The 24,963-nt window shown below is 63.9% G+C and carries 26 protein-coding genes; 22 read left to right on the top strand and 4 right to left on the bottom strand.

The window, feature by feature from the left end:
• Nucleotides 1-52: 52 nt before the first annotated feature.
• The 13 genes from purF to ACSQ8R_RS04320 all read left to right on the top strand — a co-directional run bounded on the left by purF (nt 53) and on the right by ACSQ8R_RS04320 (nt 11,671).
• On the top strand, nt 53-1,555 hold the full coding sequence (purF, locus tag ACSQ8R_RS04380; protein ID WP_436252263.1) for an amidophosphoribosyltransferase: 1,503 nt from the start codon (nt 53-55) through the stop codon (nt 1,553-1,555).
• A 237-nt stretch (nt 1,556-1,792) separates the two neighbouring features.
• Nucleotides 1,793-2,533, top strand: a complete 741-nt coding sequence (locus ACSQ8R_RS04375) for an SDR family NAD(P)-dependent oxidoreductase (protein ID WP_436252262.1) — start codon at nt 1,793-1,795, stop codon at nt 2,531-2,533.
• Between the two features lie 102 nt (nt 2,534-2,635).
• A complete protein-coding gene (locus ACSQ8R_RS04370) occupies nt 2,636-2,854 on the top strand; it encodes a hypothetical protein (RefSeq protein WP_436252261.1) in 219 nt (72 codons plus the stop codon).
• 370 nt (nt 2,855-3,224) lie between these two features.
• Entirely contained in the window at nt 3,225-3,605 is a 381-nt protein-coding gene (locus tag ACSQ8R_RS04365; RefSeq protein ID WP_436252260.1) for a hypothetical protein, read from the top strand.
• 207 nt (nt 3,606-3,812) lie between these two features.
• Nucleotides 3,813-5,198, top strand: a complete 1,386-nt coding sequence (gene cysS, locus ACSQ8R_RS04360; RefSeq protein WP_436252259.1) for a cysteine--tRNA ligase — start codon at nt 3,813-3,815, stop codon at nt 5,196-5,198.
• A gap of 36 nt (nt 5,199-5,234) precedes the next feature.
• Nucleotides 5,235-5,627 (top strand): VOC family protein, encoded by a 393-nt coding sequence (locus tag ACSQ8R_RS04355; RefSeq protein ID WP_436252258.1) that lies wholly within the window; start codon nt 5,235-5,237, stop codon nt 5,625-5,627.
• 1 nt (nt 5,628) lies between these two features.
• Nucleotides 5,629-6,129 carry a GFA family protein gene (locus ACSQ8R_RS04350; RefSeq protein ID WP_436252257.1) on the top strand — a complete coding sequence of 167 codons (501 nt, stop codon included), beginning with the start codon at nt 5,629-5,631 and terminating at the stop codon, nt 6,127-6,129.
• The gene (locus tag ACSQ8R_RS04345) at nt 6,126-6,653 is read left to right on the top strand and encodes a GFA family protein (RefSeq protein ID WP_436252256.1); all 528 of its coding nucleotides are present in this window, start codon (nt 6,126-6,128) and stop codon (nt 6,651-6,653) included. Before ACSQ8R_RS04350 ends, ACSQ8R_RS04345 begins: the two co-directional genes overlap by 4 nt.
• Nucleotides 6,650-7,138 (top strand): GFA family protein, encoded by a 489-nt coding sequence (locus ACSQ8R_RS04340; protein ID WP_436252255.1) that lies wholly within the window; start codon nt 6,650-6,652, stop codon nt 7,136-7,138. Before ACSQ8R_RS04345 ends, ACSQ8R_RS04340 begins: the two co-directional genes overlap by 4 nt.
• Nucleotides 7,135-8,094: a prolyl aminopeptidase gene (gene pip / locus ACSQ8R_RS04335; protein ID WP_436252254.1), complete on the top strand. Its 960-nt coding sequence runs from the start codon at nt 7,135-7,137 to the stop codon at nt 8,092-8,094. Before ACSQ8R_RS04340 ends, pip begins: the two co-directional genes overlap by 4 nt.
• Before the next feature lie 241 nt (nt 8,095-8,335).
• Nucleotides 8,336-9,952 carry a citramalate synthase gene (cimA, locus tag ACSQ8R_RS04330; RefSeq protein ID WP_436252253.1) on the top strand — a complete coding sequence of 539 codons (1,617 nt, stop codon included), beginning with the start codon at nt 8,336-8,338 and terminating at the stop codon, nt 9,950-9,952.
• A gap of 241 nt (nt 9,953-10,193) precedes the next feature.
• Entirely contained in the window at nt 10,194-11,216 is a 1,023-nt protein-coding gene (gene rsgA / locus ACSQ8R_RS04325; protein WP_436252252.1) for a ribosome small subunit-dependent GTPase A, read from the top strand.
• 296 nt (nt 11,217-11,512) lie between these two features.
• The gene (locus ACSQ8R_RS04320; protein ID WP_436252251.1) at nt 11,513-11,671 is read left to right on the top strand and encodes a hypothetical protein; all 159 of its coding nucleotides are present in this window, start codon (nt 11,513-11,515) and stop codon (nt 11,669-11,671) included.
• Nucleotides 11,672-11,727: 56 nt separating this feature from the next.
• Here ACSQ8R_RS04320 and ACSQ8R_RS04315 read toward each other — a convergent pair whose 3' ends face one another.
• Nucleotides 11,728-12,417: a pentapeptide repeat-containing protein gene (locus ACSQ8R_RS04315; RefSeq protein WP_436252250.1), complete on the bottom strand. Its 690-nt coding sequence runs from the start codon at nt 12,415-12,417 to the stop codon at nt 11,728-11,730.
• Between the two features lie 155 nt (nt 12,418-12,572).
• Nucleotides 12,573-13,445, bottom strand: a complete 873-nt coding sequence (locus tag ACSQ8R_RS04310) for a protein-L-isoaspartate O-methyltransferase family protein (protein ID WP_436252249.1) — start codon at nt 13,443-13,445, stop codon at nt 12,573-12,575.
• Nucleotides 13,446-13,596: 151 nt separating this feature from the next.
• On the opposite strand from ACSQ8R_RS04310, the gene rarD reads away from it, so the two are divergent.
• Nucleotides 13,597-14,508, top strand: a complete 912-nt coding sequence (rarD, locus tag ACSQ8R_RS04305; protein ID WP_436252248.1) for an EamA family transporter RarD — start codon at nt 13,597-13,599, stop codon at nt 14,506-14,508.
• Nucleotides 14,509-14,527: 19 nt separating this feature from the next.
• Nucleotides 14,528-14,857 carry a DHCW motif cupin fold protein gene (locus tag ACSQ8R_RS04300; protein ID WP_436252247.1) on the top strand — a complete coding sequence of 110 codons (330 nt, stop codon included), beginning with the start codon at nt 14,528-14,530 and terminating at the stop codon, nt 14,855-14,857.
• 17 nt (nt 14,858-14,874) lie between these two features.
• Here ACSQ8R_RS04300 and ACSQ8R_RS04295 read toward each other — a convergent pair whose 3' ends face one another.
• Nucleotides 14,875-15,504, bottom strand: a complete 630-nt coding sequence (locus tag ACSQ8R_RS04295; protein ID WP_436252246.1) for a TIGR00730 family Rossman fold protein — start codon at nt 15,502-15,504, stop codon at nt 14,875-14,877.
• A 145-nt stretch (nt 15,505-15,649) separates the two neighbouring features.
• Between ACSQ8R_RS04295 and ACSQ8R_RS04290 the strand changes: the two genes are divergently transcribed.
• From ACSQ8R_RS04290 to ACSQ8R_RS04265, 6 genes are all read left to right on the top strand, one after another.
• Complete coding sequence (locus ACSQ8R_RS04290) at nt 15,650-17,476, top strand: LysM peptidoglycan-binding domain-containing protein (RefSeq protein WP_436252245.1); 1,827 nt, start codon at nt 15,650-15,652, stop codon at nt 17,474-17,476.
• 165 nt (nt 17,477-17,641) lie between these two features.
• A complete protein-coding gene (locus ACSQ8R_RS04285) occupies nt 17,642-17,929 on the top strand; it encodes a GIY-YIG nuclease family protein (RefSeq protein ID WP_436252244.1) in 288 nt (95 codons plus the stop codon).
• A gap of 485 nt (nt 17,930-18,414) precedes the next feature.
• The gene (locus tag ACSQ8R_RS04280) at nt 18,415-19,098 is read left to right on the top strand and encodes a hypothetical protein (RefSeq protein WP_436252243.1); all 684 of its coding nucleotides are present in this window, start codon (nt 18,415-18,417) and stop codon (nt 19,096-19,098) included.
• A gap of 157 nt (nt 19,099-19,255) precedes the next feature.
• Nucleotides 19,256-21,145 carry an ABCB family ABC transporter ATP-binding protein/permease gene (locus tag ACSQ8R_RS04275; RefSeq protein ID WP_436252242.1) on the top strand — a complete coding sequence of 630 codons (1,890 nt, stop codon included), beginning with the start codon at nt 19,256-19,258 and terminating at the stop codon, nt 21,143-21,145.
• Nucleotides 21,146-21,167: 22 nt separating this feature from the next.
• Entirely contained in the window at nt 21,168-21,308 is a 141-nt protein-coding gene (locus ACSQ8R_RS04270; RefSeq protein WP_436252241.1) for a hypothetical protein, read from the top strand.
• A gap of 325 nt (nt 21,309-21,633) precedes the next feature.
• Complete coding sequence (locus ACSQ8R_RS04265) at nt 21,634-22,656, top strand: LLM class flavin-dependent oxidoreductase (RefSeq protein WP_436252240.1); 1,023 nt, start codon at nt 21,634-21,636, stop codon at nt 22,654-22,656.
• 347 nt (nt 22,657-23,003) lie between these two features.
• Here the strand turns inward: ACSQ8R_RS04265 and ACSQ8R_RS04260 are convergent, their stop codons facing one another.
• Complete coding sequence (locus ACSQ8R_RS04260) at nt 23,004-23,849, bottom strand: SDR family oxidoreductase (RefSeq protein WP_436252239.1); 846 nt, start codon at nt 23,847-23,849, stop codon at nt 23,004-23,006.
• A gap of 94 nt (nt 23,850-23,943) precedes the next feature.
• Between ACSQ8R_RS04260 and ACSQ8R_RS04255 the strand changes: the two genes are divergently transcribed.
• Nucleotides 23,944-24,870 (top strand): AraC family transcriptional regulator, encoded by a 927-nt coding sequence (locus ACSQ8R_RS04255; RefSeq protein ID WP_436252238.1) that lies wholly within the window; start codon nt 23,944-23,946, stop codon nt 24,868-24,870.
• Nucleotides 24,871-24,963: the final 93 nt, after the last annotated feature.

Here is a 24,963-nt window from a genome sequence, read left to right as displayed (position 1 = left end):
GCCTTTCCATTTTTCCAAAGGGACAGGTTGTCCAAAGGGATAAGGGGCCAAGATGAATCAGCCGGTTTCCGAGACGTTCGCCGAAGACAGCGTCAACGAGTGGGATGGCGATACGCTGCATGAGGAATGCGGCGTGTTCGGCATTCTCGGCCATCCCGAGGCCGCGACGCTTACGGCGCTCGGGCTGCACGCCCTGCAGCACCGTGGCCAGGAAGCGGCCGGCATCGTCTCCTTCGATGGTCTGCGCTTCCATTCGGAACGCCGCATGGGCCTCGTCGGCGACCATTATACCGACCCCGTCACCCTTGCCCGCCTGCCCGGCAATATCGCCATCGGCCACAACCGTTATTCGACCACCGGCGAAGTGGCGCTGCGCAACGTGCAGCCTCTGTTTGCCGAACTCGAGGTCGGCGGCATCGCGGTTGCCCATAACGGCAATTTCACCAACGGCCTGACCCTGCGCCGGCAGTTGATCGCCGGCGGCGCCATCTGTCAGTCGACCTCGGATACCGAAGTCGTGCTGCACCTCATCGCCCGCTCGCGATATTCGTCGACCGCGGACCGGTTCATCGACGCGATCCGGCAGATGGAGGGCGGCTATTCGATGCTCGCCGTCACCCGCACCAAGCTGATCGCCGCCCGCGACCCCACCGGCATCCGCCCGCTGGTCATGGGCGAACTCGACGGCAAGCCGATCTTCGCGTCCGAAACCTGCGCGCTCGACATCATCGGCGCCAAATTCGTCCGCGACGTGGAAAACGGCGAAGTCATCATCTGCGAGATCCAGCCGGATGGCTCGATCTCGATCGACGCCCGCAAGGCCGGCAACGGCCAGGCCGAACGCCTCTGCCTGTTCGAATACGTCTATTTCGCCCGTCCCGATTCCGTCGTCGGCGGCCGCAGCGTTTATGTCGCCCGCAAGAACATGGGCATCAACCTTGCCAAGGAAGCGCCGGTCGAGGCCGACGTTGTCGTGCCTGTGCCGGATGGCGGCACGCCGGCTGCGCTCGGTTACGCGCAGGAAAGCGGCATCCCGTTCGAATACGGCATCATCCGCAACCATTATGTCGGCCGCACCTTCATCGAGCCGACCCAGCAGATCCGCGCCTTCGGCGTCAAGCTCAAGCATTCCGCCAACCGGGCGATGATCGAGGGCAAGCGCGTCGTGCTGGTCGATGATTCGGTGGTGCGCGGCACCACGTCGCTGAAGATCGTCCGGATGATCCGCGATGCCGGCGCCAAGGAAGTGCATCTGCGCGTCGCCAGCCCGATGATCTTTTATCCGGACTTCTACGGCATCGACACGCCGGACCGCGACAAGCTGCTCGCCAACCAGTATGACAGCCTGGAAGCCATGTGCCGGTATATCGGCGCGGATTCGCTCGAATTCCTGTCGATCAACGGCCTCTACCGCGCCGTCGGCGGCGAAGACCGCAACCCCGCCCGCCCGCAATTCACCGACCACTATTTCACCGGCGACTACCCCACCCGCCTGCTCGACAAGGATGGCGAGACGATGGGGCGCAAGGTTTCGGTTCTGGCCAGCAACGGCTGAGGGCTTGTAAAAGCACGGCCTCATACTCTTCCCTCATTCCTGTCCTTGTGACAGGAATCCAGCCATGGCGCGTCTGCGCCGTGAAAAGACTCTCCCGCGCGCAAAGACTTGCGCGCACTGGATCCCTGTGACAAGCACAGGGATGAGGGAGCTTGAGGCCGGACTGGTGCAAAAAAGCAGCCGCCTCCTCCACAGAGATATCGGCGCGCGCATTGCATTTTTAAGGGCGGAAAAATCATGACTATCGATCTGAAGGGCAGGATCGCGCTGGTGACCGGCGCGTCGCGGGGCATCGGGTATTTCACGGCGCTCGCTCTGGCAAAAGCCGGCGCGCATGTGATCGCCACCGCCCGCACCGTCGGCGGCCTCGAGGATCTCGACGATGCGATCAAGGCGGCAGGCGGCACCGCAACCCTCGTCCCCTTCGACATCACCGACATGGCCGCGATCGACAAGCTCGGCGCCTCGATCTTCGAGCGCTGGGGCAAGCTCGACATCCTCGTGGCGAACGCCGGCATCCTCGGCGTCATCTCGCCACTCGGTCATATCGAAGCCAAAGTGTTCGAAAAGGTGATGCTGACCAATGTCACCGCCACATGGCGGCTGATCCGCTCGGTCGAGCCGCTGCTGACCAAATCCGATGCCGGCCGCGCCCTGATCATGTCGTCCGGCGTCGCATCCAAGGCGCCCGCATTCTGGGGCGCCTATTCGATCTCCAAGGCGGCTGTCGAGAACATGGCCCGCATCTGGGCTGCCGAAACAAACCACACGCCGCTCAAGGTCAACATCGTCAATCCCGGTGCCACCCGCACCGCGATGCGCGCCCAGGCGGTGCCCGGAGAAGACCCGGAAACCCTGCCGCATCCCTCGGAAGTGGCGGAAAAGATCCTCTTCCTCGCCTCCCCCGACCTTCAGGATACCGGTCGCCTGTTCGTCGTGCGCGACAACAAGTTCGTGGATTTTCGCGCACCGGAATAGGCGCGGCCGCTTGTCGCATGGGTGGGCCTGCATTTGACATTTGCCAATTCTGCGGGTGGATGGGCAAACGCCCAAAACGGCCGCCGCAATCCAGGGACGCCCATGCAACCGCACCTTACCGACGAGCAAAGAGAGCAAGCGACGGCAACCGCCAATCTGGTCGCCGCGGCGATGGCCCGCCTTCACCGCGAGCATGGCGAGGCCGCGGTGATGGAGGCGATGCGGCTGATCAGTTCCGCCATGACCGACGACGCGCGGCGCAAATCCATTGCCCAGGCCCTGCTCGACAACAGCAATCCCCCCACCGACAAAGGATGCTGACACCGCCCCGGCTGTTGCCTCAGACGCTCTCCACCTCCTGATTCCCACAAGCCTTGCCACGGCGCTGCAGACCTTCTGCTGAGCTTGCGGAGCTGTTTCTCGTCCACTTGTTCAATGCCGTTGGGCTCGTTGGCGCCCTGGCCGGACAGGATCTGTTTATCGAGCTTCGCCCGAACCGCCTCCACATCCCTGTTTGCTCTCCATCCGATTGGTGGAATTCGTGCCCGTCGATGCGCGACTCCCATGTTTTGAGCCCGCTGCCGCACCACCGGCGGCCGGGAGAGACCCCATGTATGAAAACGGGATTTTCCGCTATGCTGGGGTCCCTGCGATAGAGCGCAGGAATTTCACATCTCGGGGGGAAGATCTGATGAGAAATATCGCTTTCTATTTCTTCGGCGCAGCCGTGCTCTGTGTCACCGCCGGCATGTTCTGGGGCATTCAGATGGCAATCTCCGGCGATCACCTGATGGCGCCGGCGCATGCGCATCTGAACCTGGTCGGCTGGACGACAATGGGGATTTTCGGCCTCTATTACACCGTGACGCCGTCAGCGGCCGACACCCTGCTGTCGAAGGTCCATCTCGGCTTTGCGGTTCTCGGCGTGCTCTGTCTCGTGCCGGGCATCGCGATGGCGGTGTCCTCGGGCGGCGAGGCGCTTGCCGCGATCGGCTCGATCCTCAGCGTCATCTCGATGCTGATCTTCCTGTTCACGGTCGCCAGGAACGGCATCGGCCGCAAGACGGCGTAAGACCGGTTTTGGGCATCCCGTGCGGGTAAAGCCCACTTGACCAAACGGCTTGCCCGCGCCATAACCACGTCCATGAAAACGGCGATTTCCATTTGTGGGATCATTATCCGCTAGCGTTCGCGCTGGCCCGGCCGTTTTCGTCTCTCGAAAAGCCTTGAAGACAAACGACCCGGTCCGGCCGGCACCTTGTTGTCGGGAGATTTTTCGATGAGCATTCCGCTCAGGTTCTACAATACGCTGACCCGTGAAAAGACGGCGTTCGCGCCGATCGATCCCCAGAACGTACGCATGTATGTCTGCGGCCCGACGGTCTATGACTATGCCCATATCGGCAATGCCCGACCGGCCATCGTCTTCGACGTGCTGTTCCGGCTGCTCCGCCATGTCTATGGCGAGGCTCACGTGACCTATGCCCGCAACATCACCGACGTCGACGACAAGATCAACGCGCGGGCGCTGCGCGACCATCCCGGCCTGCCGCTCAACGAGGCGATCCGCCTCGTCACGCAAAAGACCGAGACGCAGTATCACGAGGACATCGCCCTGCTCGGCAACCTGGAGCCGACCATCGAGCCGCGCGCCACCGACACGATTGCCGAGATGATCGAGATCATCGAGAAGCTGATCGGCAACGGCCATGCCTATGTCGCAGAGGGCGAAGTGCTCTTCGACACCAAGTCGATGCGCGACTACGGCCAGCTTTCCAAGCGCCCGCTCGACGAGCAGCAGGCCGGCGCCCGCGTGGCCGTCGATGCGCACAAGAAAAACCCGGCCGATTTCGTGTTGTGGAAGCTCTCCTCCCACAACGAGCCCGGCTGGGAAAGCCCCTGGGGCCGCGGCCGGCCGGGCTGGCATATCGAGTGCTCGGCAATGAGCCGGCGTTATCTCGGCGAGGAGTTCGACATCCATGGCGGCGGGCTGGACCTGATCTTCCCGCACCATGAGAACGAGATCGCCCAGTCGCGCTGCGCCCATGGCACGCAGGTGATGGCGAATGTCTGGATGCATAACGGCTTCGTGCAGGTCGAAGGCCGCAAGATGTCGAAGTCCGACGGCAATTTCATCACCATCTACGACCTGCTGCACACCGAAAAATTCGGCGGCCGCCAATGGCCGGGCGAGGTGCTGCGGCTTGCCATGCTGATGACCCACTACCGCGAGCCGATCGACTTTTCGGTGAAGCGGCTGGAAGAGGCAGAACGCCTTCTCGCCAAGTGGCCGGCGGCGGAAGCCTCCGGCGCGCTCCCCTGCGATACGGTGATCAACGCGCTTGCCGACGACCTCAACACGGTCGCCGCCGTTCAGGCGCTGCACGCCCTGGCGCAGGAGGCCCACGGCGACCCGGAGGCACTTGCGGTATTTGCCGCCAGCGCCGCGTTTCTCGGCGTACTGCCTGAGAAAACCGAGGTCGACGAGGCGCTGGCATCCGCCGTCGATGCGCTGGTCGCCATGCGGCTCGAAATGCTGAAGGCGAAGAATTTCGCCGAGGCCGACAAGATCCGCAACGAATTGTCGGACAAGGGCATCCAGCTCAAGGACGGCAAGGACCCGGCGACGGGCGAGAGGGTGACGACCTGGGAGGTGAAGCGGTAAGCTTCACTTCCCGGAACAACGTGGAGGAGCCAGGCGATGATCGATCACATGGGCATCAAGGTCGCGGATTTCGACCGGGCAAAGGCATTTTACGATGCAGCCTTCGCGCCGCTCGGCGCATCGCTGCTCTACATGGTTCCGGCCCAATATACCGGCGGCGTCAAGGTCGGCGGCTACGGGCAGGAACGGCCGGTCTACTGGCTGCATGAGGACAAGCCGGCCGGCGGCCATTCGCAGCACGTCGCGTTCACCGCCCGCAACCGGGCCGAGGTGGATGCCTTCTACCAGGCCGCAATCACCGCCGGCGGAACCGACAACGGCCCGCCCGGCCTGCGCACGCACTACCACCCGAACTATTACGGCGCCTTCGTGTTTGATCCGGATGGCAACAATATCGAGGCGGTGTGCCACGCGCCGGAGGGTGCCTGATATGACCCGGATCCACACCGGCGGCTGCCAGTGCGGCGCTGTGAGATACCGCGCGGAGGGGGAGCTCGGGTTTCCGCATCTGTGCCATTGCCGCATGTGCCAGAAGGCGGCCGGCAATTATTTCATGCCGCTCGGCGGGGTGACGTACGAGAACTTTTCGCTGACGCGCGGCGAGCCGGCCTGGTTCCAGTCGTCGGAAACGGTGCGGCGCGGTTTCTGCGAGAAATGCGGCACGCCGCTCTTCTATGACGGGTCGAGCGACCATATCAGCATCACGCTCGGTTCCCTCGATGATCCGCAATCGGTGAGGCCTGCGGTGCAGACCAATCTGGCCCACAAGATGCCCTGGTTCGGCGAGCTCGACCATCTGCAGCACGATATCGCCATGGACATGACCGAGGAACAGGAAAAGACTGTCTCGGCCGGCAGCAACCAGCATCCCGACCACGACACCGAGGTCTGGCCGCCTCGAGACAACCGACATGCGGAGGGTCATTCATGAGCGGTACCATCCGAACCGGCGGCTGCCAGTGCGGCGCGAACCGCTTCCGGCTTGAAGGCGAGCCGTTCGACTCCTCCGTCTGCCATTGCCGCATGTGCCAGAAGGCCTTCGGCGCCTATTATGCGCCGCTGGTGGCGACCGGCGAGGCGAAGCTTACCTGGACGCGCGGCGAACTGAAGTATTTCCAGTCGTCGAACCATGTCCGGCGCGGTTTCTGCGGGAACTGCGGGACACCCATGACCTACGAGGCGGCGGACGGGATCGCGATCTCCGCCGGCAGCTTCGACGATCCGGCCCTGCTGCCGCCGGTCGTGCAGTTCGGGGTCGAGGGCAAGCTTCCCTTCGTCGACCGGCTTTCCGAATTGCCGGCGCGCCACACGATGGACGATATCGACACCGCGCCCTTCCTGGCCGATATCGTCTCCTACCAGCATCCCGACCACGACACTGAAATCTGGCCGCCAGAGAACGGTACGCCGGAGAACTGTCCGCCAGAAAACCAGCCACCGGAGAACAAGCGATGAGCGAAACCCTTAGAACAGGCGGCTGCCAGTGCGGCGCCGTGCGCTTCCGGATCCACGGCGAACTCGGCCGCGCCTCGATCTGCCATTGCCGCATGTGCCAGAAGGCCTTCGGCGGCTTTTTCGGGCCGCTGGTCTCCGCGCCGCCCGAGGGAAACGGCTCCGGCGTCGAATGGACCCGGGGCGAGCCCAAATATTTCCAGTCCTCGGTCAATATCGACCGCGGTTTCTGCGAGAACTGCGGCACGCCGCTCACCTATCGTTATCCCGGCGGGCTGGAACTGGCGATCGGCGCCTTCGACGACCGCGGCGATCTCGCGCCGAAGATCCAGGTGAACTATGCCTCGCATATCCCGTGGGTGACGACGATCTTCGACCAGCCGGTGCGCGACTCAGGCGAGGACGCCGTCAAACAGGAGCAGATCATCTCCTTCCAGCATCCCGATCACGACACCGAAAACTGGCCGGCTAAAGGTCTGCATCTATGACTGAAGTTCTGCGTACCCTCTATCCCGAGATCGAACCCTACGCGACCGGACAGCTCGATGTCGGCGACGGTCATGTGATCTATTGGGAGCGGGTCGGCACGCCGGGCGCCAAGCCGGCCGTCTTCCTGCATGGCGGCCCCGGCGGCGGCTGCAACCCGAACCAGCGCCGGCTCTTCAATCCGGACCTCTATGACGTGGTGCTGTTCGACCAGCGCGGCTGCGGTCGTTCCACCCCGCATGCAAGCCTCGAGGCCAACACGACCTGGCACCTGGTCGCCGATATCGAGCGGCTGCGTGAAATGGTCGGCGTCGACAAATGGCAGGTGTTCGGCGGTTCCTGGGGATCGACCCTGGCGCTTGCCTATGCTGAAACCCACCCCGAACGGGTCAGCGAACTTCTGGTGCGCGGCATCTATACGCTGACCAGGCCCGAGCTCGACTGGTACTACCAGTTCGGCGTGTCGGAAATGTTCCCGGACAAGTGGGAAGCCTTCGTCGCCCCCATTCCGGAAGCCGAGCGCCACGAGATGATGGCCGCCTATCATCGCCGCCTCACCGGTGCCGACAAGGCCGAGCAGATCCGCTGCGCCAAGGCCTGGAGCGTCTGGGAAGGCTCGACCATCACGCTTCTGCCGAGCCCCGAACTGGCCTCGGACCACGACGACGACCATTTCGCGCTCGCCTTCTCGCGCATCGAGAACCACTTCTTCATGAATGCCGGCTGGCTGGAGGACGGGCAACTCCTGCGCGACGCCGTGAAGCTCAAGGGCATCCCGGGCGTCATCGTGCACGGCCGCTACGACATGCCCTGCCCGCTGAAATACGCCTGGCAGCTCTCGAAAGTCTGGACGGACGCGGATTTCCACATCATCGAGGGCGCGGGACATGCGGTTTCGGAACCGGGGATTACGGACCAGCTGATCCGGGCGACGGACCGGTTTGCGGGGAAGAGTTGATCATGGCGTTCGCGGCTACCCCCCTCTGCCCTGCCGGGCATCTCCCCCTCAAGGGGGGAGATCGAAGGAGGCGCGGCCTTCCCCAAACAATGACCGTAACAGACGGCCGCGGCAACCCGAAACCTATCTTGGGAGCGAGGCATCGCTTCTGGCCGATCTCCCCCCTTGATGGGGAGATGCCCGGCAGGGCAGAGGGGGGTGTTGCCGCCAACAGCATAACCTTGCTCCAGGAGGAGCAGCCATGACACGCGAACGCATCTATCTCTTCGACACCACACTGCGCGATGGCCAGCAGACGCCCGGCGTCGATTTTTCCGTCGAGGACAAGATCGCCATCTCCAACCTTTTGGACGAGTTCGGCCTCGATTATGTCGAGGGCGGCTATCCCGGCGCCAACCCGACCGACACCGCCTTCTTCTCCCAGAAGCGCACGGTGAAGTCGAAGTTCGTCGCCTTCGGCATGACCAAGCGGGCCGGCATTTCCGCCTCCAACGATCCGGGCCTCGCCGTGCTGCTGCAGGCAAAAAGCGACGCCACCTGTTTCGTCGCGAAGAGCTGGGATTATCACGTGCGGGTGGCGCTCGGCTGTTCGAACGAGGAGAACCTGGAATCGATCCGCGACAGTGTCGAGGCGGCCCGCGGCGCGGGAAAGGAAGCGCTGGTCGATTGCGAGCATTTCTTCGACGGCTACAAGGCCAATCCCGAATATGCGCTTGCCTGCGCCAAGACCGCCTATGAGGCCGGCGCGCGCTGGGTGGTGCTTTGCGACACCAATGGCGGCACCCAGCCGGGCGAGATCCGCGCCATCGTCGAGGCGGTGATCGCGTCGGGCATTCCCGGCACCTCGCTCGGCATTCATGCCCATGACGATACCGGCCAGGCGGTCGCCAATTCGCTCGCCGCGATCGAGGCGGGCTGTCGGCAGATCCAGGGGACTCTGAACGGCATCGGCGAACGCTGCGGCAATGCCAACCTCGTGACGATCATCGCGACGCTTGCCCTGAAGGACGCCTATTGCAGCCGGTTCGAGACGGCGATCGACGCGGAGCGGCTGACCGGCCTCACCCGCCTCAGCCACGCCTTCGACGAACTGCTCAACCGCTCGCCGAACCATCAGGCGCCTTACGTCGGGGCGTCGGCCTTCGCCACCAAGGCCGGCATCCACGCCTCGGCGCTTCTGAAGGACCCGCGCACCTACGAACACGTGACGCCGGAAAGCGTCGGCAACCTGCGCAAGGTGATGGTCTCCGACCAGGGCGGCAAGTCGAACTTCATCAACGCGCTGAAGCGACGCGGCATCGAGGTCGGCAAGGACGACCCGAGGCTCGACCAGCTGATCTCGATCGTCAAGGAACGCGAGGCGACCGGTTATGCCTATGAAGGAGCGGATGCGAGCTTCGAACTGCTCGCCCGCCGCACGCTCGGCACGATTCCGGAGTTCTTCTCGGTCGAAGGGTTTCGGGTGATGGTCGAGCGCCGGTTCGATTCGCATGGCCGCATCAAGATCGTCTCCGAGGCGGTGGTCACACTGGTCGTCGATGGCCAGACGCTGATGTCGGTCGCCGAAGGCGACGGCCCGGTCAACGCGCTCGACCGGGCGCTGCGGAAGGATTTCGGCAAATACCAGCACGAGATCGACGACCTGGTGCTCGCCGACTTCAAGGTGCGTATCTTGAACGGCGGCACCGAGGCGATCACCCGCGTGCTGATCGAATCGATCGACAGCACCGGCGTGCGCTGGTGGACGGTCGGCGTCTCGGAAAACATCATCGACGCGTCATTCCAGGCCCTGATGGACTCGGTCATCTACAAGCTGATGAAGAACCGGGAACTGGCGGGCAAGATCGCGGCGGAGTAATGCTCGTAAACGCTGCGGCTCGATCGGGGTGGCCGGCAATCAGATGCTGTGGGGTCGATCGTTTCCTCGACTTCGGCGGCATGCTGATTTAATGCTCGTATGTCACGACGAATGGACAGAGTTTGGTCGAGCCAGAAACCGGCACCTTTACACCCGATCTGCGGCTCTTCCCCGAGAGAACGCAATCTCAACCTGCGGAAAGCCTGCCCATGACGGCGTCCCCGAATTTTCGTATCGCACCTTGACCGGATCCAACCCGCCCTCATCGCTCGAACGGCTTGGCTGGTCCGATTTCTTCGCGGCTCAGGTCGAGCCCGGCGAAGCGGAACTCCTGCCCCGGCGCATTGCCTCCGTCCACCGGGCGCGCGTCGACGCGATCGATGCCGGGGGGCCGGTCGGGCTCGAGCTTCCCCCCAATGCCAATACTGCGGAGTTTGCGGTGGGCGACTGGGTTCTCGCCGACCCGCTGACGGGCATGTTCGCGCGCCGTCTCGACCGGAAAACCGTGTTTCAGCGACGTGCGGAAGGCGGGCACGGCCAGCAGCTTGCCGCAGCCAATGTCGATACGCTGTTCATCGTCACGTCGTGCAATGCCGATTTCAATCCCGGACGGCTGGAACGCTACCTGATCATGGCCAACCAGGCAGGCACCAACCCGGTGATCGTGCTGACCAAGGCCGACACGGTCGAAGACGCCGGCCCCTTCGAGCAGCAGGCCAGGGCGCTGCAGCGCGACCTGCCGGTTGTCGTCCTGAATGGGCGCACTGCGGAGGCCGTTGCATTGCTGAAGCCCTGGTGCGGTGTCGGGCAGACGGTCGCCCTGGTGGGCTCCTCAGGCGTCGGGAAGTCGACGCTGGTCAACACGCTCGCCGGGCATGGGTCCGACACGATGCAGAAGACCGGCAGCATCCGCGAACATGATGCGAAGGGTCGCCACACCACCACGGCACGATCGCTGCATGCGATTGACGGCGGCGGCTGGGTGATCGACACGCCGGGGATCAGGACGCTCTACGTGAGCGACGTCACCGACGGCATCGATACGCTGTTTGCCGAAATCACCGATCTGGCGCCGAATTGCCGGTTCCGCGATTGCACCCACGCCCACGAGCCGGGTTGCGCCGTGCAGGCGGCCGTCGCCAGCGGCGAACTTTCCGCCGAACGTCTGGAACGCTGGCGCAGCCTGCTTGCGGAAAACCGCGACAGGACGCCGGTGCTGAGCGGGCCACGGGGCAACAAGATCGTCCGCAAGAAGAAATATTGAAGGGTTGGCGCGGGAATACCGTCCCTGCTAGCCGCGCAGGGGAACCGGAGCGGGCAGAACTCGATACAGTGGCTTGCGCCCCTCCAGACCTGACCTTGGGGCTGATCATTGGGCCTGATACTGCGGCCCCCGATTCTGGCCATTGTATATCGGGGGCTTTCGTACCATATAGACGACATATTGAGGCGGCCGCTCGCGGTGATGACGCAGCAGCGCCTGGCAACCAACTCCCTCACTATTTCATTCCCCCAAAGAGGCTGCGGCATCCTGCCGGAGCATCGCGATCGGAGACGTCCATGTCTGATAAAAAAGCAAATGCCCCGGACCAGCCATACCAGCCTATCCCCTTTGCCAAGAAGCATCGCATTTCGGTTGAGGATGCGAAGGCGATCATCGAAAAGCACGGCGCAGACCGCAAGTCGGCCGACAAGGAAGCGCGACGCGTGGCCGTCTAATCCTTCTTTCCTGTAAGACAACTGGAAGAACCGGAGACTGAGGATGCCGCACCCGGCTATTGAACCTTCAGTCCCAGTTCCGCCAGGATATCTCCGGCCTGCTGCCGCGAGATCGTGGCACCCTTGAACTTCCTGGCGTCGATCAGCTTCAGCCCGCCGAGGTCCGCGCCGCGCAGATCGGCCCCTTCGAACCTGGCATCGACGAGCCCCGTGTCACGCAGGCTGCAGCCATCGAATACGACATCCCGAAAATCGCATTTCGACAGATCGGCCATGCCGAAATCGACCCGCTCGATCCGCGATTTCCGGAACGACAGCGCGGGAAGCCTCGCCTGCGCCAGGATGGTCTCCTTGAAGGAGAGGCCGAGCGAGGCGATCCGCGTCAGATTGGCGCCCGTCAGCTTGCAGCCAACGAACCGGGTGTCGTTCATTCTGGCTTCCAGGAAGGCGGCGTTGTTGAAGTCGCAGTTCCGGAATTCCGCTTCCGCGAGGTCTGCGCCTGAAAAATTGGCGAATGGACCCCGGCATCCCTCGAACCTGGCCCCTTCGAGATCCGCGGCCCGCAGATTGACATTCGTCATCCTGCAATTCCTGAATTCCCAGCGCTGAAGACCAAGCCCCGACAGATCCGCCTCCTCCAGCGTGCAGCCGTTCAGGACCACAGTGTTTCCGGCCGCCGTAAACGCGACTGCCTCCGCACGTCCGATCGCCTGCTCGGAAACCTCGATCGGGTTCTGCTCTGACATCGCATTTGCCTCCGCCGACAGTTGTTTGGCTGATTGATCAGAGATTCGGGTTGGAGACAATCGGTGGGACGAGATCGAAACGCGCGGTAGGCTCCCGTTGTCTAGGTGAATGCATATGGGACATGAGCCGGTGCCTCACCTCTAACCCTCCCCCCTCACACCTCCTCGAACGATAGCCCCCAATCCTCCTCGCCGTACCATTCGTCGCCCTGCGGCGGCTGCCGCCAGCGCAGGCTGCGGACCTGATAGCCCCGGCGCGAGCGGAAGGCTTCCGCCAATCCCTCGTGGCGGCCGGCAGGCGCCGGCTGCTGGCCCTCGGCCCAGACGAAGGAAACCGGCTGCAGGAACCGCGCGCCGAAGCCTTTTGCCCGCCGGTCGATCATCAGGAAGCCCGCCCGGCCGGTAAAGCCGCTCCGCCGCCCATTCTCCACCGCCGGGTAGCCGAGCGGAAGGAGCGCCCGCCCCGAGACGGCCAGGTTGTCGATCCAGGCGGCCGGCGGGTGGTCGAGCGCGAAATTGGCGTAGATCGCGTCCGCATCCTCCTTCGGCCATTCCGTCGCGTCACTGCGGACGAGCTCGACATTGGGGTATCCCGCCAGGTTCCGCCGTGCCTTTTCCGCGAGAGCCTCGTCATATTCGACGGCGATCACCCGGCCCGACGGCCCGACCAGCTCGGCAATGATGGCCGTGTAATATCCCGTCCCGGCGCCGAGGTGGGAGACCGTCTCGCCGTCACGGATGCCGAGCGCGTGAAGCCCTCCGGCATGCAGCGACGGCATGCCGTTGTTGACGCCGCGCGCCGTGTCCAGCCCGACCAGCACATCCTGGTAGAGCACCAAAGGATCGGTGGAGGCGAGCTCGCGGTAATTGCGGAAGTCGTTGTAAACCCAGGGCGGCGGACCGACGAATTGTTCGCGCGGCACCGTGGCGAGAGCGGCAAGCAGCCGGTCGTCTGCCCCAACGCCGGCCTTGGCCAGGATCTGGCGGGCATAGATCTGCCGGTGCAGCGGCTGGCTTTCGAAATCCATCCAATTCCTCCGTTCCAACCGGCAACCATCATCGCAAACCAGGCCGACAGAATCGCGACAAGCGATCGGTCCTTCAATGAAATGAATTGGTCCGGCACAACCCATTCGTTTAAACGGAGGGTAACAAAAACAACATACCGGAAACACCCGCATGGCCATCGATACCGCCCCGACGCCAGTGAAGAACGAAGATACGCCGCGCGGCTTCGCCTTCGGGCTGACGGCCTATTTCCTCTGGGGCTTCCTGCCGTTTTACCTGAAGGCGGTTGCCCATATTCCTTCGCTCGAAGTGCTGGCGCACCGGGCGATCTGGTCGGTGCCGGTCGCCGGGGCCGTCCTGTTGATCCTGCGTCGCACGGGCGATCTCAAGGTGGCGGTGCAGAACCCGCGCATGCTTGCCATGGCATGCCTCACCGCCCTTATCATCATGGCGAACTGGGGCATCTATGTGTGGGCGGTCGCCGCCGGCCGGGCGCTCGATGCGGCGCTCGGTTATTTCATCAATCCGCTGTTCAGCATCTTCCTGGCGGCCGTCCTGCTGAAGGAACGGCTGGCGCCGGTTCAGCTTGCGGCGATCGGCCTCGTGGTGGTGGCGGTGGCGATCCTCACCTATGATGCGGGCGGACTGCCGTGGGTTTCGCTGGCGCTCACCGTCACCTGGGGCTTCTATGCGCTGTTCCGGAAAACCCTGCCGATCGGCCCGAACCAGGGGTTCTTCCTGGAAGTGCTTTTGATCAGCATTCCCTGCCTGCCCTATGTGATCTGGCTGGAATCGACCGGGCGGGGCCATCTCCTCCATTCGACCGGCTGGGACACGTTCATCCTGATGGCCGCCGGCATCATCACCGCCGCACCGCTGATGATCTACGCCAACGGCGCGAAACTCCTGAAACTCTCGACCATCGGGATCATGCAATACATCGCCCCGACGATGATCTTCCTGATCGCAGTCTTCGCCTTTCACGAGCCGCTCAGCCCCGTCAAGCTCGGAGGTTTTGTGCTGATCTGGACGGCACTGGCGATCTATACCTGGTCTCTTATGAAACAGGCGCGCGGCCGATAGGCCATTCCGGAGCATTCCCATGAAAATCAGCGATATCCCGTTCGGCACCACCGACTGGAGCACCGTGCCGAAGACCGAGCACAAGGGCGATACGGGACTGGCGACCTGGCAGACATGCCATTTCGGCGGGATCAGGGTTCGGATGGTCGAATATAGCCCGGGCTATCTCGCCGACCACTGGTGCGTCAAAGGACATATCCTGCTCTGCCTTGCAGGCGAGCTGACGACCGAGCTCGCCGATGGCCGGGTCTTCGTGCTGAAGCCCGGCATGAGCTATCAGGTGGCGGACGAGGCCGAGCCCCACCGCTCCTCGACATCGGTCGGCGCAAAACTCTTCATCGTCGACTAGAGCTTAAGGACCGTCCCTCAAAGCCTCGAAATCACCGCGCCTTCACCGCCCGACGGCGGCCGGTCCTCGCCGTGTTCGAGGATCGCCGGGACGATCTCCTCGACATCGGCGATGACGAGCGGCTGGACGAGATGCGCGCGGTGGATAAAACCCTGCTCGCGCATGTGGGTGATGAGGTCGAGCATCGGATCCCAGAAACCGCCGATATTGGCGAACACCATCGGCTTCTCATGCCGTCCGAGCTGCGCCCAGGTCATGATCTCGACGATCTCCTCCAGCGTGCCGATGCCCCCCGGCAGGGTCACGAAAGCGTCAGCGCGCTCGAACATCTTGTGCTTGCGTGCGTGCATGTCCTCGGTCACAATCAGCTCGTCGAGCTGGCCCAGCGAATGCCGCGTAGCCTCCATGTCGACCAGGAATTCGGGAATGATGCCGGTGACCTGACCGCCGTTCGACAGAACGCCGGCTGCGACCGCACCCATGATGCCCTTGGTGCCTCCGCCATAGACAAGCCGAAGCCCGTGGGCGGCGATGGATTTTCCGAGCGCACGGCCGGCTGCAATATAGGCGGGATCGCGTCCCGGCTGCGAGCCGCAGTAAACGCAGATGGATCGAATCGGCACAGTTTTCTCCGCAACGCATTTCAAAGGGAGGGCCTAAGCGAGCCCCGGTCGTCAAAATTGACGGGAAATGCCCGGAAGAGCAAGGGTTTATCGTGTGAAAAGCTTGTGAATGCGGGAGGAAAAGGTTAATCCGGATAGACGACGGCCATAGCTGTCGGGAGAGGCATTGATGATGAAAAACCGCGCCGGCTGGCTGGCTCTGATCGTATTGGCTATCGCTTCGCTGCTGATGGTTTTCCTGGTGATGCCTGCGATAAACAAGGATTCAAAGCCGATCGGCGACGCGATCAATGCTGCGGGCAATGCCGTCAAGGACGCGGTGACGGAACCCCAGCCGACCGCCAGGGCGCCCGATACCGCAAAGCCGGCCGACCAGGCCGCTGCCACGGCGCCGCAGACGGCTCAGCCCACCACGCCTTCCCCAGCAGGCCAGACGACCGCGGCGATGACGCCCCCCTCCTTCGACGTGCTGCGTGTCGAGCCGGACGGCTCGACCGTGATCGCCGGCCGCGCCGCCCCGAATTCCAGGCTCGAAGTCACCAGTGGCGCCGCGATCGTCGCCAAGGTCGATGTCGGCCCGAGCGGCGACTTCGCCGCCATCCTCGAAAAGCCGCTGCCGCCCGGCGACCACCAGCTCGTGCTCAAGGCGATCGGCAAGGACGGCAATACCACCGTGTCGGAAGAAACGGCGACCGTCTCGGTGCCAGCCGACAAGAACGGCAAGCTGCTCGCCATGGTTACCAAGCCCGGCAAGGCAAGCCGCCTGATCGCGACGCCGACCCCGGACGCGGCAACACCGCCTGCCGCGAATGCTGCGCAGCCGGCCGCCCAGACCGCGGCAGCTTCGCCCGCTGCCAATGCTGCCAATCCGGCTCCCGCCAGCCCCGCGCCGGCCGCCCCCCCGGCGGCGCCGGCGGCCAGTCCCTCCGTTGCCACCCTGCCGGCACCGCCGGCCGGCTCGTCCAATCTCGCCTCCTCCGCGCCGAGCGTACCGGTCTCGACGCCCGCCTCTCCGACGGCGACACCGGCTGCGCCTGAACTGCGCATCACCGCTGTCGAAATCGAGGGCAACAAGATCTTCGTCGCCGGCAATACGAAGGCCGGCACCCTGCTGCGCGGCCAGGCCGATGGCCGGCCGATCGGCACCGCCCAGGCGGGCCAGGACGGCAGTTTCGTGATCGAGGGAGCAATCGACCTCGCAGTCGGCGACCACCGAATCGGCGTCGAGGTGCTCGGGGCCGGCGGCCAGCCTCTGGTACGGGTCGAAGTGCCCTTCAACCGCCCGGCCGGCGACCAGGTCGCCGCCGTCGCGGCGCCGCAGGCCGTCAATAACGGCATGTCGGCGGCCGACAGCGGTGCCTTCGACAAGCTGCGCAACGAGACGGTGCGCGCCTTCAACCTGCTGCGCGGGCTTTACGACGACGGCCGCATACCCTCCGCGGAACAGATGGCCGCCGCCCGCTCCGCCACCTCTATCGCCCTCAAATCGCTCTCCGAATACCGCCTGCCGGCCGATGCGGCGGCCGCCGCCCGGGTGCTTGCCGAAACCACCGTCCAGAACGCGGCCGCAGCGGGCGCCGCGCTCGACGCGCTTCCCAAGGATGTCGCAAGCGTCGGGACCGGCCTGAAGCGGATCGGCGAAATGATCGCCCGTGCCGTCGGCCCGACCATCGCCCGCGAGCTGCACGGCATTCAACCCGCCCCAGCCGCCCCGATGACGGTCACCGATGCCAGCGGCACCCGCACCATCCACCAGGAGCCGCTGACCCAGAGCGAACGCAACTCGGTGATCATCCGCCGCGGCGACACGCTCTGGCAGATCTCCCGCCGCGTCTACGGCCAGGGTGTGCGCTACACCACCATCTACCTCGCCAACGAGGACCAGATCCGTAACCCCGACGTCATTCAGCCCGGCCAGATTTTCGGCGTGCCGGGCGAGGCACTGCCGGACTCGGAAGAACTCCACCGCCAGCGGATGATGCATCGCCGGTCGTAAGGGGCGGGGCTGGGGTTCAGTACCCCTCCTGGCCCATTCGGGACATCGCTTGGGACCTCGGTAGCTCCCCGACCACCCTCATTTCTGTGCTTGTTGCAGGAATCGCACCGCTTCGGCAGCGCCAAAGTCTCTTGCAAGCGGCAATGACCACTGCCACTCTTCAACATGAAGGGTTCCGTTATTCTCGCCTCAAAGCGCAACGGCACGCTCTGCATCGGCGTGACGCGCGATCTTCCTGGCCGCCTTTACGAACATCAGAACGAACTGACGCCCGGCTTCACATCGAGATACGGGGTCAAGACGCTCGTCTGGTTCGAGGAATGCGACCTTCTTGTCGATGCGATCGTCCGCGAAAAGACGATGAAGAAGTGGCCGCGGAAATGGAAACTCAATCTCATCGAGGAACGCAATCCGGATTGGGAGGACATCGCCTCGCATCTGCATTCGTTGTGAGGATAGAGTCACTGCCGCGCAGACGCGCGGCTGCTGGATTCCTGTGACAAGCACAGGAATGAGGGTGGTTTAGGCTCAGGCCTTCACTCCAAATCCGATGCATCTGCGGAAGACAGTTCCCAGATTGCCTTTACCAACAAGAACCCAGGTATGGGACGTTGCAGTAGCTGCGGCGGCTCCCCGCCCCCCTCATTCCTGTGCTTGTCACAGGAATCCAGCCGCACCGCGTCGGCGGTGCGAAAGACCCTTCCTGCGCATCTTCCCTGCCGAGAAACCGGGAGCGGATTTCCCCCCGTAAAAAACACATCCAGCCAACCACCGCCGCCATCTCAATCCCCTGCCTAAAAGACCTTTGGGCGCCCATAGCCGCACCGTCTCCTATCCGGCCAGCTTCGCGCAGGTTGGGAGGAATACCGCAATGGCCAGGCGGCGTGCTCGCATATTATCTCCGACTCTTATCCATGCCGTGCGGACAGGAGAAGAAAATGGTTTCCAGCATTAATTCCGTTCGGATTTGGTCCTCTCAGGTGGCCCTCAATGCATTCAAGGATGTCTCCGACAACAGGACACCCGGCAGCTCGACGTCCGGCTCGTCCTCCTCGTCGCTCGCCGACATGCTGTTTTCCAGCGGCAGTGGTGGCGACGATTATGAGGACGACAAGATCGCGGCGCTGATAGCCTCGCTGCAGCAGACCCTGGATGGCAATTCCCCGGATACCGATGTCGACGGATCGGTCGGCGACATGTCCAGCAAGGCGTTCATGAAGGCGCTCCAGGAGAAGCTGGACGCGTTGAAGGCGAGCCCCGACAGCAAGGCGATGGCCGAGACAATGCAGAAGGCACTGGAGGCCGGCACGCTGAAGATGACCGACGCGGTCGCCGGCGACCAGATTACCGCCTGGGACATTACCGACGGCAAACAGACTTCGGCGGGCGTCACCTCCGTCGATAAATCCGACTGGACCCAGTTCCTCAAGGACCGCCTGACGCGGGACGAAAGCGGCAAGTTCGTGCGCAATGCCGATGGCAGCTATATCGAGAAGGCGACCGGCAACAGCTCCTATTTCGGCATGGTCGGCGAGGCCTATTACTACATTTCCTGGGCCGCGTCGGCGGCCACCAAGCCGGCCACCGGCACCGCGCCCGCCTCCTCCACCAACACCAGGTGATTCCAATCGGCGGCGGGCGGGCAATACCCCGCCCTCGCCCCTGATCGCCGCCTGCCTCCGCGCCCGGCCTTCAAGTTTCACGAAACCGTCATTGCAACATTCTTCCCCGGACCTTATGTGCGGGAGGCGTTTTCACGCGCCCGTCCCGGAGACATTGATGGCGAATACCAAGAAGACCATATCGGCGGATGCCAGCAATCCGCTCGGCACGCTCGTCAACCTGTGGCCCTATATGTGGCCGGAAGGGCGCGCCGACCTGAAGGCCCGCGTCATCTGGGCGACCTTCTATCTCTTCCTCGCCAAGTTCGTGCTCCTGACGGTGCCCTATTTCTTCAAGTGGGCGACGGATGCGCTGAACGGCAAGCTGGACATGGCAGGCATCCTGCCCGCCTTCCTGCTCGGCGCCGTGGTGCTGGTCATCGCGCTCAATTTCACCCGCATCCTGCAGGTGGGCTTGAACCAGCTGCGCGATGCGCTGTTCGCCTCGGTCGGGCAATATGCGGTGCGCCAGCTCGCCTACCGCACCTTCGTGCACATGCACCAGCTCTCGCTGCGCTTCCACCTGGAGCGCAAGACCGGCGGCCTGTCGCGGATCATCGAGCGCGGCACCAAGGGCATCGAGACGATCGTCCGCTTCACCATTCTCAACACCGTGCCGACGCTGCTCGAATTCCTGCTGACGGCCATCATTTTCTGGGTCAGCTACGGCTTCTGGTATGTCGCGGTGACGGCGGTCACGGTGGCGCTCTACATCTGGTTCACGGTCAAGGCCAGCGACTGGCGCATCGCCATCCGCCGCTCGATGAACGACAGCGACACCGACGCCAATACCAAGGCGATCGATTCGCTCCTCAATTTCGAGACGGTCAAATATTTCGGCAACGAGGATATGGAAGCCAGGCGCTTCGACTCGTCTATGGCCCGCTACGAGAAAGCCGCGACCGACGTGTGGACCTCGCTCGGCTGGCTGAACTTCGGCCAGGGCGTCATCTTCGGCCTCGGCACCACAGTCATGATGGTGATGTCGGCGCTTGCCGTGCAGCGCGGCGAGCAGACGATCGGCGATTTCGTGTTCGTCAACGCACTCCTGCTGCAGCTTTCCGTGCCGCTCAACTTCATCGGTTTCGTCTACCGCGAAATCCGCCAGGGGCTGACGGATATCGAGCAGATGTTTGAGCTATTGGAAGTGCAGCCGGAGGTCGTCGACCGGGCGGATGCCAAGCCGCTCGATATCGGCCAGGGCTCGATCGCCTTCAAGGACGTGCATTTTTCCTACGATCCGGCCCGGCCGATCCTGAAGGGCGTCTCCTTCGAGGTGCCGGCCGGCAAGACGGTGGCGATCGTCGGCCCCTCGGGCGCCGGCAAATCGACGATTTCCCGCCTGCTCTACCGCTTCTACGACGTCCAGGACGGCTCGATCACCATCGACGGGCAGGACGTGCGCGACATCACGCAACGGTCGCTGCGCGCGGCGATCGGCATGGTGCCGCAGGATACGGTGCTGTTCAACGACACGATCGCCTATAACATCCGCTATGGCAGGCCTTCCGCCAGCGAGGAGGAGGTGCTGGCCGCCGCCGACGTGGCGCAGATCGGCCATTTCATCAACGCCCTGCCGGATGGTTTCGAAACCAAGGTCGGCGAGCGGGGCCTGAAGCTCTCGGGCGGCGAGAAGCAGCGCGTGGCAATCGCCCGCACCGTCCTGAAAGCCCCGCCGATCCTGATCCTCGACGAGGCGACCTCGGCGCTCGACACCACGACCGAACACGAGATCCAGTCGGCGCTCGACGTGGTCTCCAGGAACCGAACGACGCTGGTCATCGCCCACCGGCTTTCGACCGTCATCGGTGCCGACGAGATCATCGTGCTACGCGACGGGCAGATTGCCGAACGTGGCACGCACAATGCGTTGCTCGAACAGGACGGTCTCTACGCCTCGATGTGGAACCGCCAGCGCGAAGCGGTGCAGGCCGAAGAGCAGCTACGCAAGGTGCGCGAGAGCGACGATCTCGGCGTGGTGCTGCGCGGCGTCCCGGCGGCGGAATGAAACGAACAGGACAAGATTTGAAGTGAAGAGATACCTCACTCCCCGCATGCTCGTTCTCGGCAGCATCGCCATCGCCTATATGCTGGTGCTGGTCTTCTTCGGCTCGCCGCTTCTCGCCTTCACCACCTGGATGGGATGGGTCGATCCCCAGGCGGTGCGGTAAGCGGACGCACTGTTCACAGGGCGGTGACTGTGAATGTGGGGGGCGGCGTGCCATCTGTCAGGCAAGTCAATGCGGCTATGGTATTAGGCCGTGGAATGATGGTTGGCGAGCACGCCCGCTCCATCCTCATTCCTGTGCTCGTCACAGGAATCCAGCCAGCCCAAGTCCTTGGGCTGAAAAGTGTCTTCCGCGCCGCAGACGCGGCGCTGCTGGATCCCTGTGACGAGCACAGGGATGAGGGAGGTTGCGGCCCCGGCCCCGCCCCAACACCCGCAGCCGGAAGACCATATGCCGTGCGCCCACCCCTCTCAGAAACGGTAGCATCATGAAAAAGATCGGCTTTCTCTCCTTCGGACATTGGACACCCTCGCCGCAGTCGCAGGCGCGGTCGGCATCCGACGTGCTCCTGCAATCCATAGACCTCGCTGTGGCGGCCGAAGAGCTCGGCGCCGACGGCGCCTATTTCCGCGTCCATCATTTCGCGCGGCAGCTCGCCTCGCCCTTCCCGCTGCTTGCCGCCGTCGGCGCACGCACCAAGAAGATCGAGATCGGCACCGCCGTCATCGACATGCGGTATGAAAACCCGCTCTACATGGCGGAAGACGCCGGCTCTGCCGACCTGATTTCCGGCGGACGCCTGCAGCTCGGCATCAGCCGCGGCTCGCCGGAACAGGTGATCGACGGTTTCCGCTATTTCGGCTACCAGCCGGCGGAAGGCGAGACCGATGCGGATCTCGGGCGCCGCCATGCGGAAGTGTTCTTCGACGTTTTACGCGGCGAAGGTTTCGCCAGGCCCAATCCGCGGCCGATGTTCCCGAACCCGCCCGGCATGCTGCGCCTGGAGCCGCATTCTGCGGGCCTGCGCGACCGTATCTGGTGGGGTTCGAGCTCCAACGCCACCGCCGTCTGGGCCGCCAAGCTCGGCATGCACCTGCAAAGCTCGACGCTGAAGACCGACGAAAGCGGCAAGCCGTTCCACATCCAGCAGGCCGAACAGATCCGCATCTACCGCGAAGCCTGGAAGGAAGCCGGCCACGCCCGCGAACCGCGCGTCTCCGTCAGCCGCAGCATCTTCGCGCTGATGAACGACACGGACCGCGCCTATTTCGGCGGCAGCGGCGAAAGCCAGGACCAGATCGGCAATATCGACCCGCAGACCCAGGCGATCTTCGGCCGCTCCTACGCGGCCGAACCGGACAGGCTGATCGACCAGCTGAAAGCCGACGAGGCGATCGCCGAGGCCGATACGCTGCTGCTCACCGTGCCGAACCAGCTCGGCGTCGAGTACAACGCGCATGTGCTGGAGAGCATTTTGAAGCATGTGGCGCCGGGACTGGGGTGGCGGTAAGCTGCCAATGATCTCCCCTTGGTGCCAGGGCTATCGCATATGAGATGCGTGACGCCGCGAGGAGCCCCTCCCCCTTGTGGGGAGGGGTTGGGGAGGGGATTTTGCTCCTAGCGAAAACCCCTCCCGCCTGCCGGCCACCAGCCGGGGACGGATCGCTTGCCCCGTCCAGTCCTCCGGACCCCCACAAGGGGGAGGGTTAGGGTTGCCGCATCGCCTCACGTTCCTTATGCGATCACCCTTCCCGCAAGGAGAGATCGGCAGATTGCAACGTCTTCCTCCCTATGGACACCTGCATCCCCGGCGATGCGAACCGGCGCCTCAAGCCGGGTGGCGTCAAGACATCGCCATCACTTCGTCATCTCTTTCCATGCCGCATGCCCGGTCAGCTTTTGCATGCCGGCGCGATATTCGGCCTCCGAGGTCGACCAGCGCAGGCGGGCATATTCCTCCACATCCGGGCCGACCTGGTAGCGCAGGCGGTCCGTCTGGTCGATGGCCGCGGCGTAGATCGCCTCGACCACCGACTGCTCCGCCGTCGAGGCGAAGGGATAGTTGATCATCGACTGCAGCATGTGATCGAAATAGGGCTTGTAGCTTTCCGGCACCGGTGCCGCCTGCGAGGCGGCCATGCCGGTGGCGGTGAAATTGGTGCTGCGCATCGCGCCGGGCTGGATCAGCCGCACCGAGATGTTCTGCGAGGACAGTTCGTAGGAAAGCGATTCGGAGAGGCCTTCGACGGCCTGCTTGGAGGCCGTGTAGAGCGACAGCAGCGGCATGGCCGCGATGCCGACGCCAGAACCGACATTGACGACCGAGCCGCCGCCACGCCGGCGCAGATGCGGCACGGCCCCCCTGATGACGTTCATCATGCCGAAGACGTTAGTTTCGAAGATGTGGCGGACAGCATCGGCCGGGGTCGCCTCGAAGATCGAGACCATGGTGATGCCTGCATTGTTGACGACCGCGTCAAGGCCGCCGAAGCGGTCGATACCGGCCTGGATGGCGGCCTCGATGCTCGTCGGATCGGCGACGTCGAGGGCGGCAACCAGGATGCGGTCGGGATATTGATCGGCGAGTTCCGGCTCCGGCCTGCGCATCGTCGCGACGACGTTCCAGCCCTTGGAGGCGAAATGGCGGGCGGTCATCTTTCCGAGGCCCGACGAGCAGCCGGTGATGAGAATGGTCTTGGTCATGGGTCTGTCTCCAATGTGTCGAGGCGCCTTCACTAGACCCAACTTCCGGATCACTCTATAATGGAAACTCCGATATTCATTATGGATCGTCCCGATGGATGCCCTTGCCGATGTCATCAGGCTGCTTCGCCCCGCCACCGTCCTGCTCGGCAGCATGTCGGCCACGGGGCGATGGGGCGTGCGCGTGCCGGAACAGCCGGGGCCGACCTTCTACTTCGTCACCGAGGGCAACTGCTGGTTCAGGACGGACGATACCGGGCCTGTCTCGCTGCGGGAGGGAGACTATATCCTCTCGGCAAAACCGTTCTCGGACTCCTTCCTCAGCGAGGCGGATGGACGGACGGAACTGTCTGACGACGCCTTCAAGGCCCGCCACATGGTGGATGGCGAAATACGAGTGGGTGGCGAAGGATCGGGACCGGTCACCAGGGTCCTCGGCGGCCTCATCCAGTGCGATCCGGCCAATGCCGACCTGCTGATCGGGCTTTTGCCGCGACTCGTGCATGTGCCGGCTATCGAGCGGACGGCCACGCGATTGCGGGCGCTTGTGTCGATCATCCTGGAGGAAGCGGCCGAAAGCCGGCCCGGACGCGATGCGGTGCTCTGCCGCCTGATCGAAGTCATGCTGATCGAGACCTTGCGGCGCGAGGCCGCCTGGTCGCCGCATGCCGGCCTGCTCGGCGGCCTTGCCGATCCGCAGCTCGCTGAGGCGCTCGGGCATATCCATGCCGATGTCGCCCGCGGCTGGACGGTCGGGGAACTGGCAAGGCGTGTCGGCATGTCCCGCTCGGTCTTCGCGCGGCGTTTTTCCGAGGCGGTCGGGGTCGCGCCGGTCGAATATCTGCTCGGCTGGCGCATGGCGCTGGCAAAGGACGTGCTGCTGCGCGGCGGCAATACGCTGGAGGAGGTGGCCGAAACCGTCGGTTACCGGTCGGCCAGCGCCTTCAGCACCGCCTTCAATCAGCGCGTGGGCTGCCCGCCGAGCGAATATGCCGCGTATCTGCAGGCCGAACGGGGGTAACGGCGGCATTTTTGTGCAGCGTGTTCGCGTGGCGGGTTCACCCCAACGGAACCGCATTGCCGCAAAAACGGTTTCGCTGTAGTCAGGTGACCC

The organism is Neorhizobium sp. LjRoot104 (assembly GCF_964253725.1).
Lineage (GTDB): Bacteria > Pseudomonadota > Alphaproteobacteria > Rhizobiales > Rhizobiaceae > Neorhizobium.
Note: the sequence above shows the minus strand (reverse complement) of the source record. Positions and strands in the feature narration are given on the sequence as shown.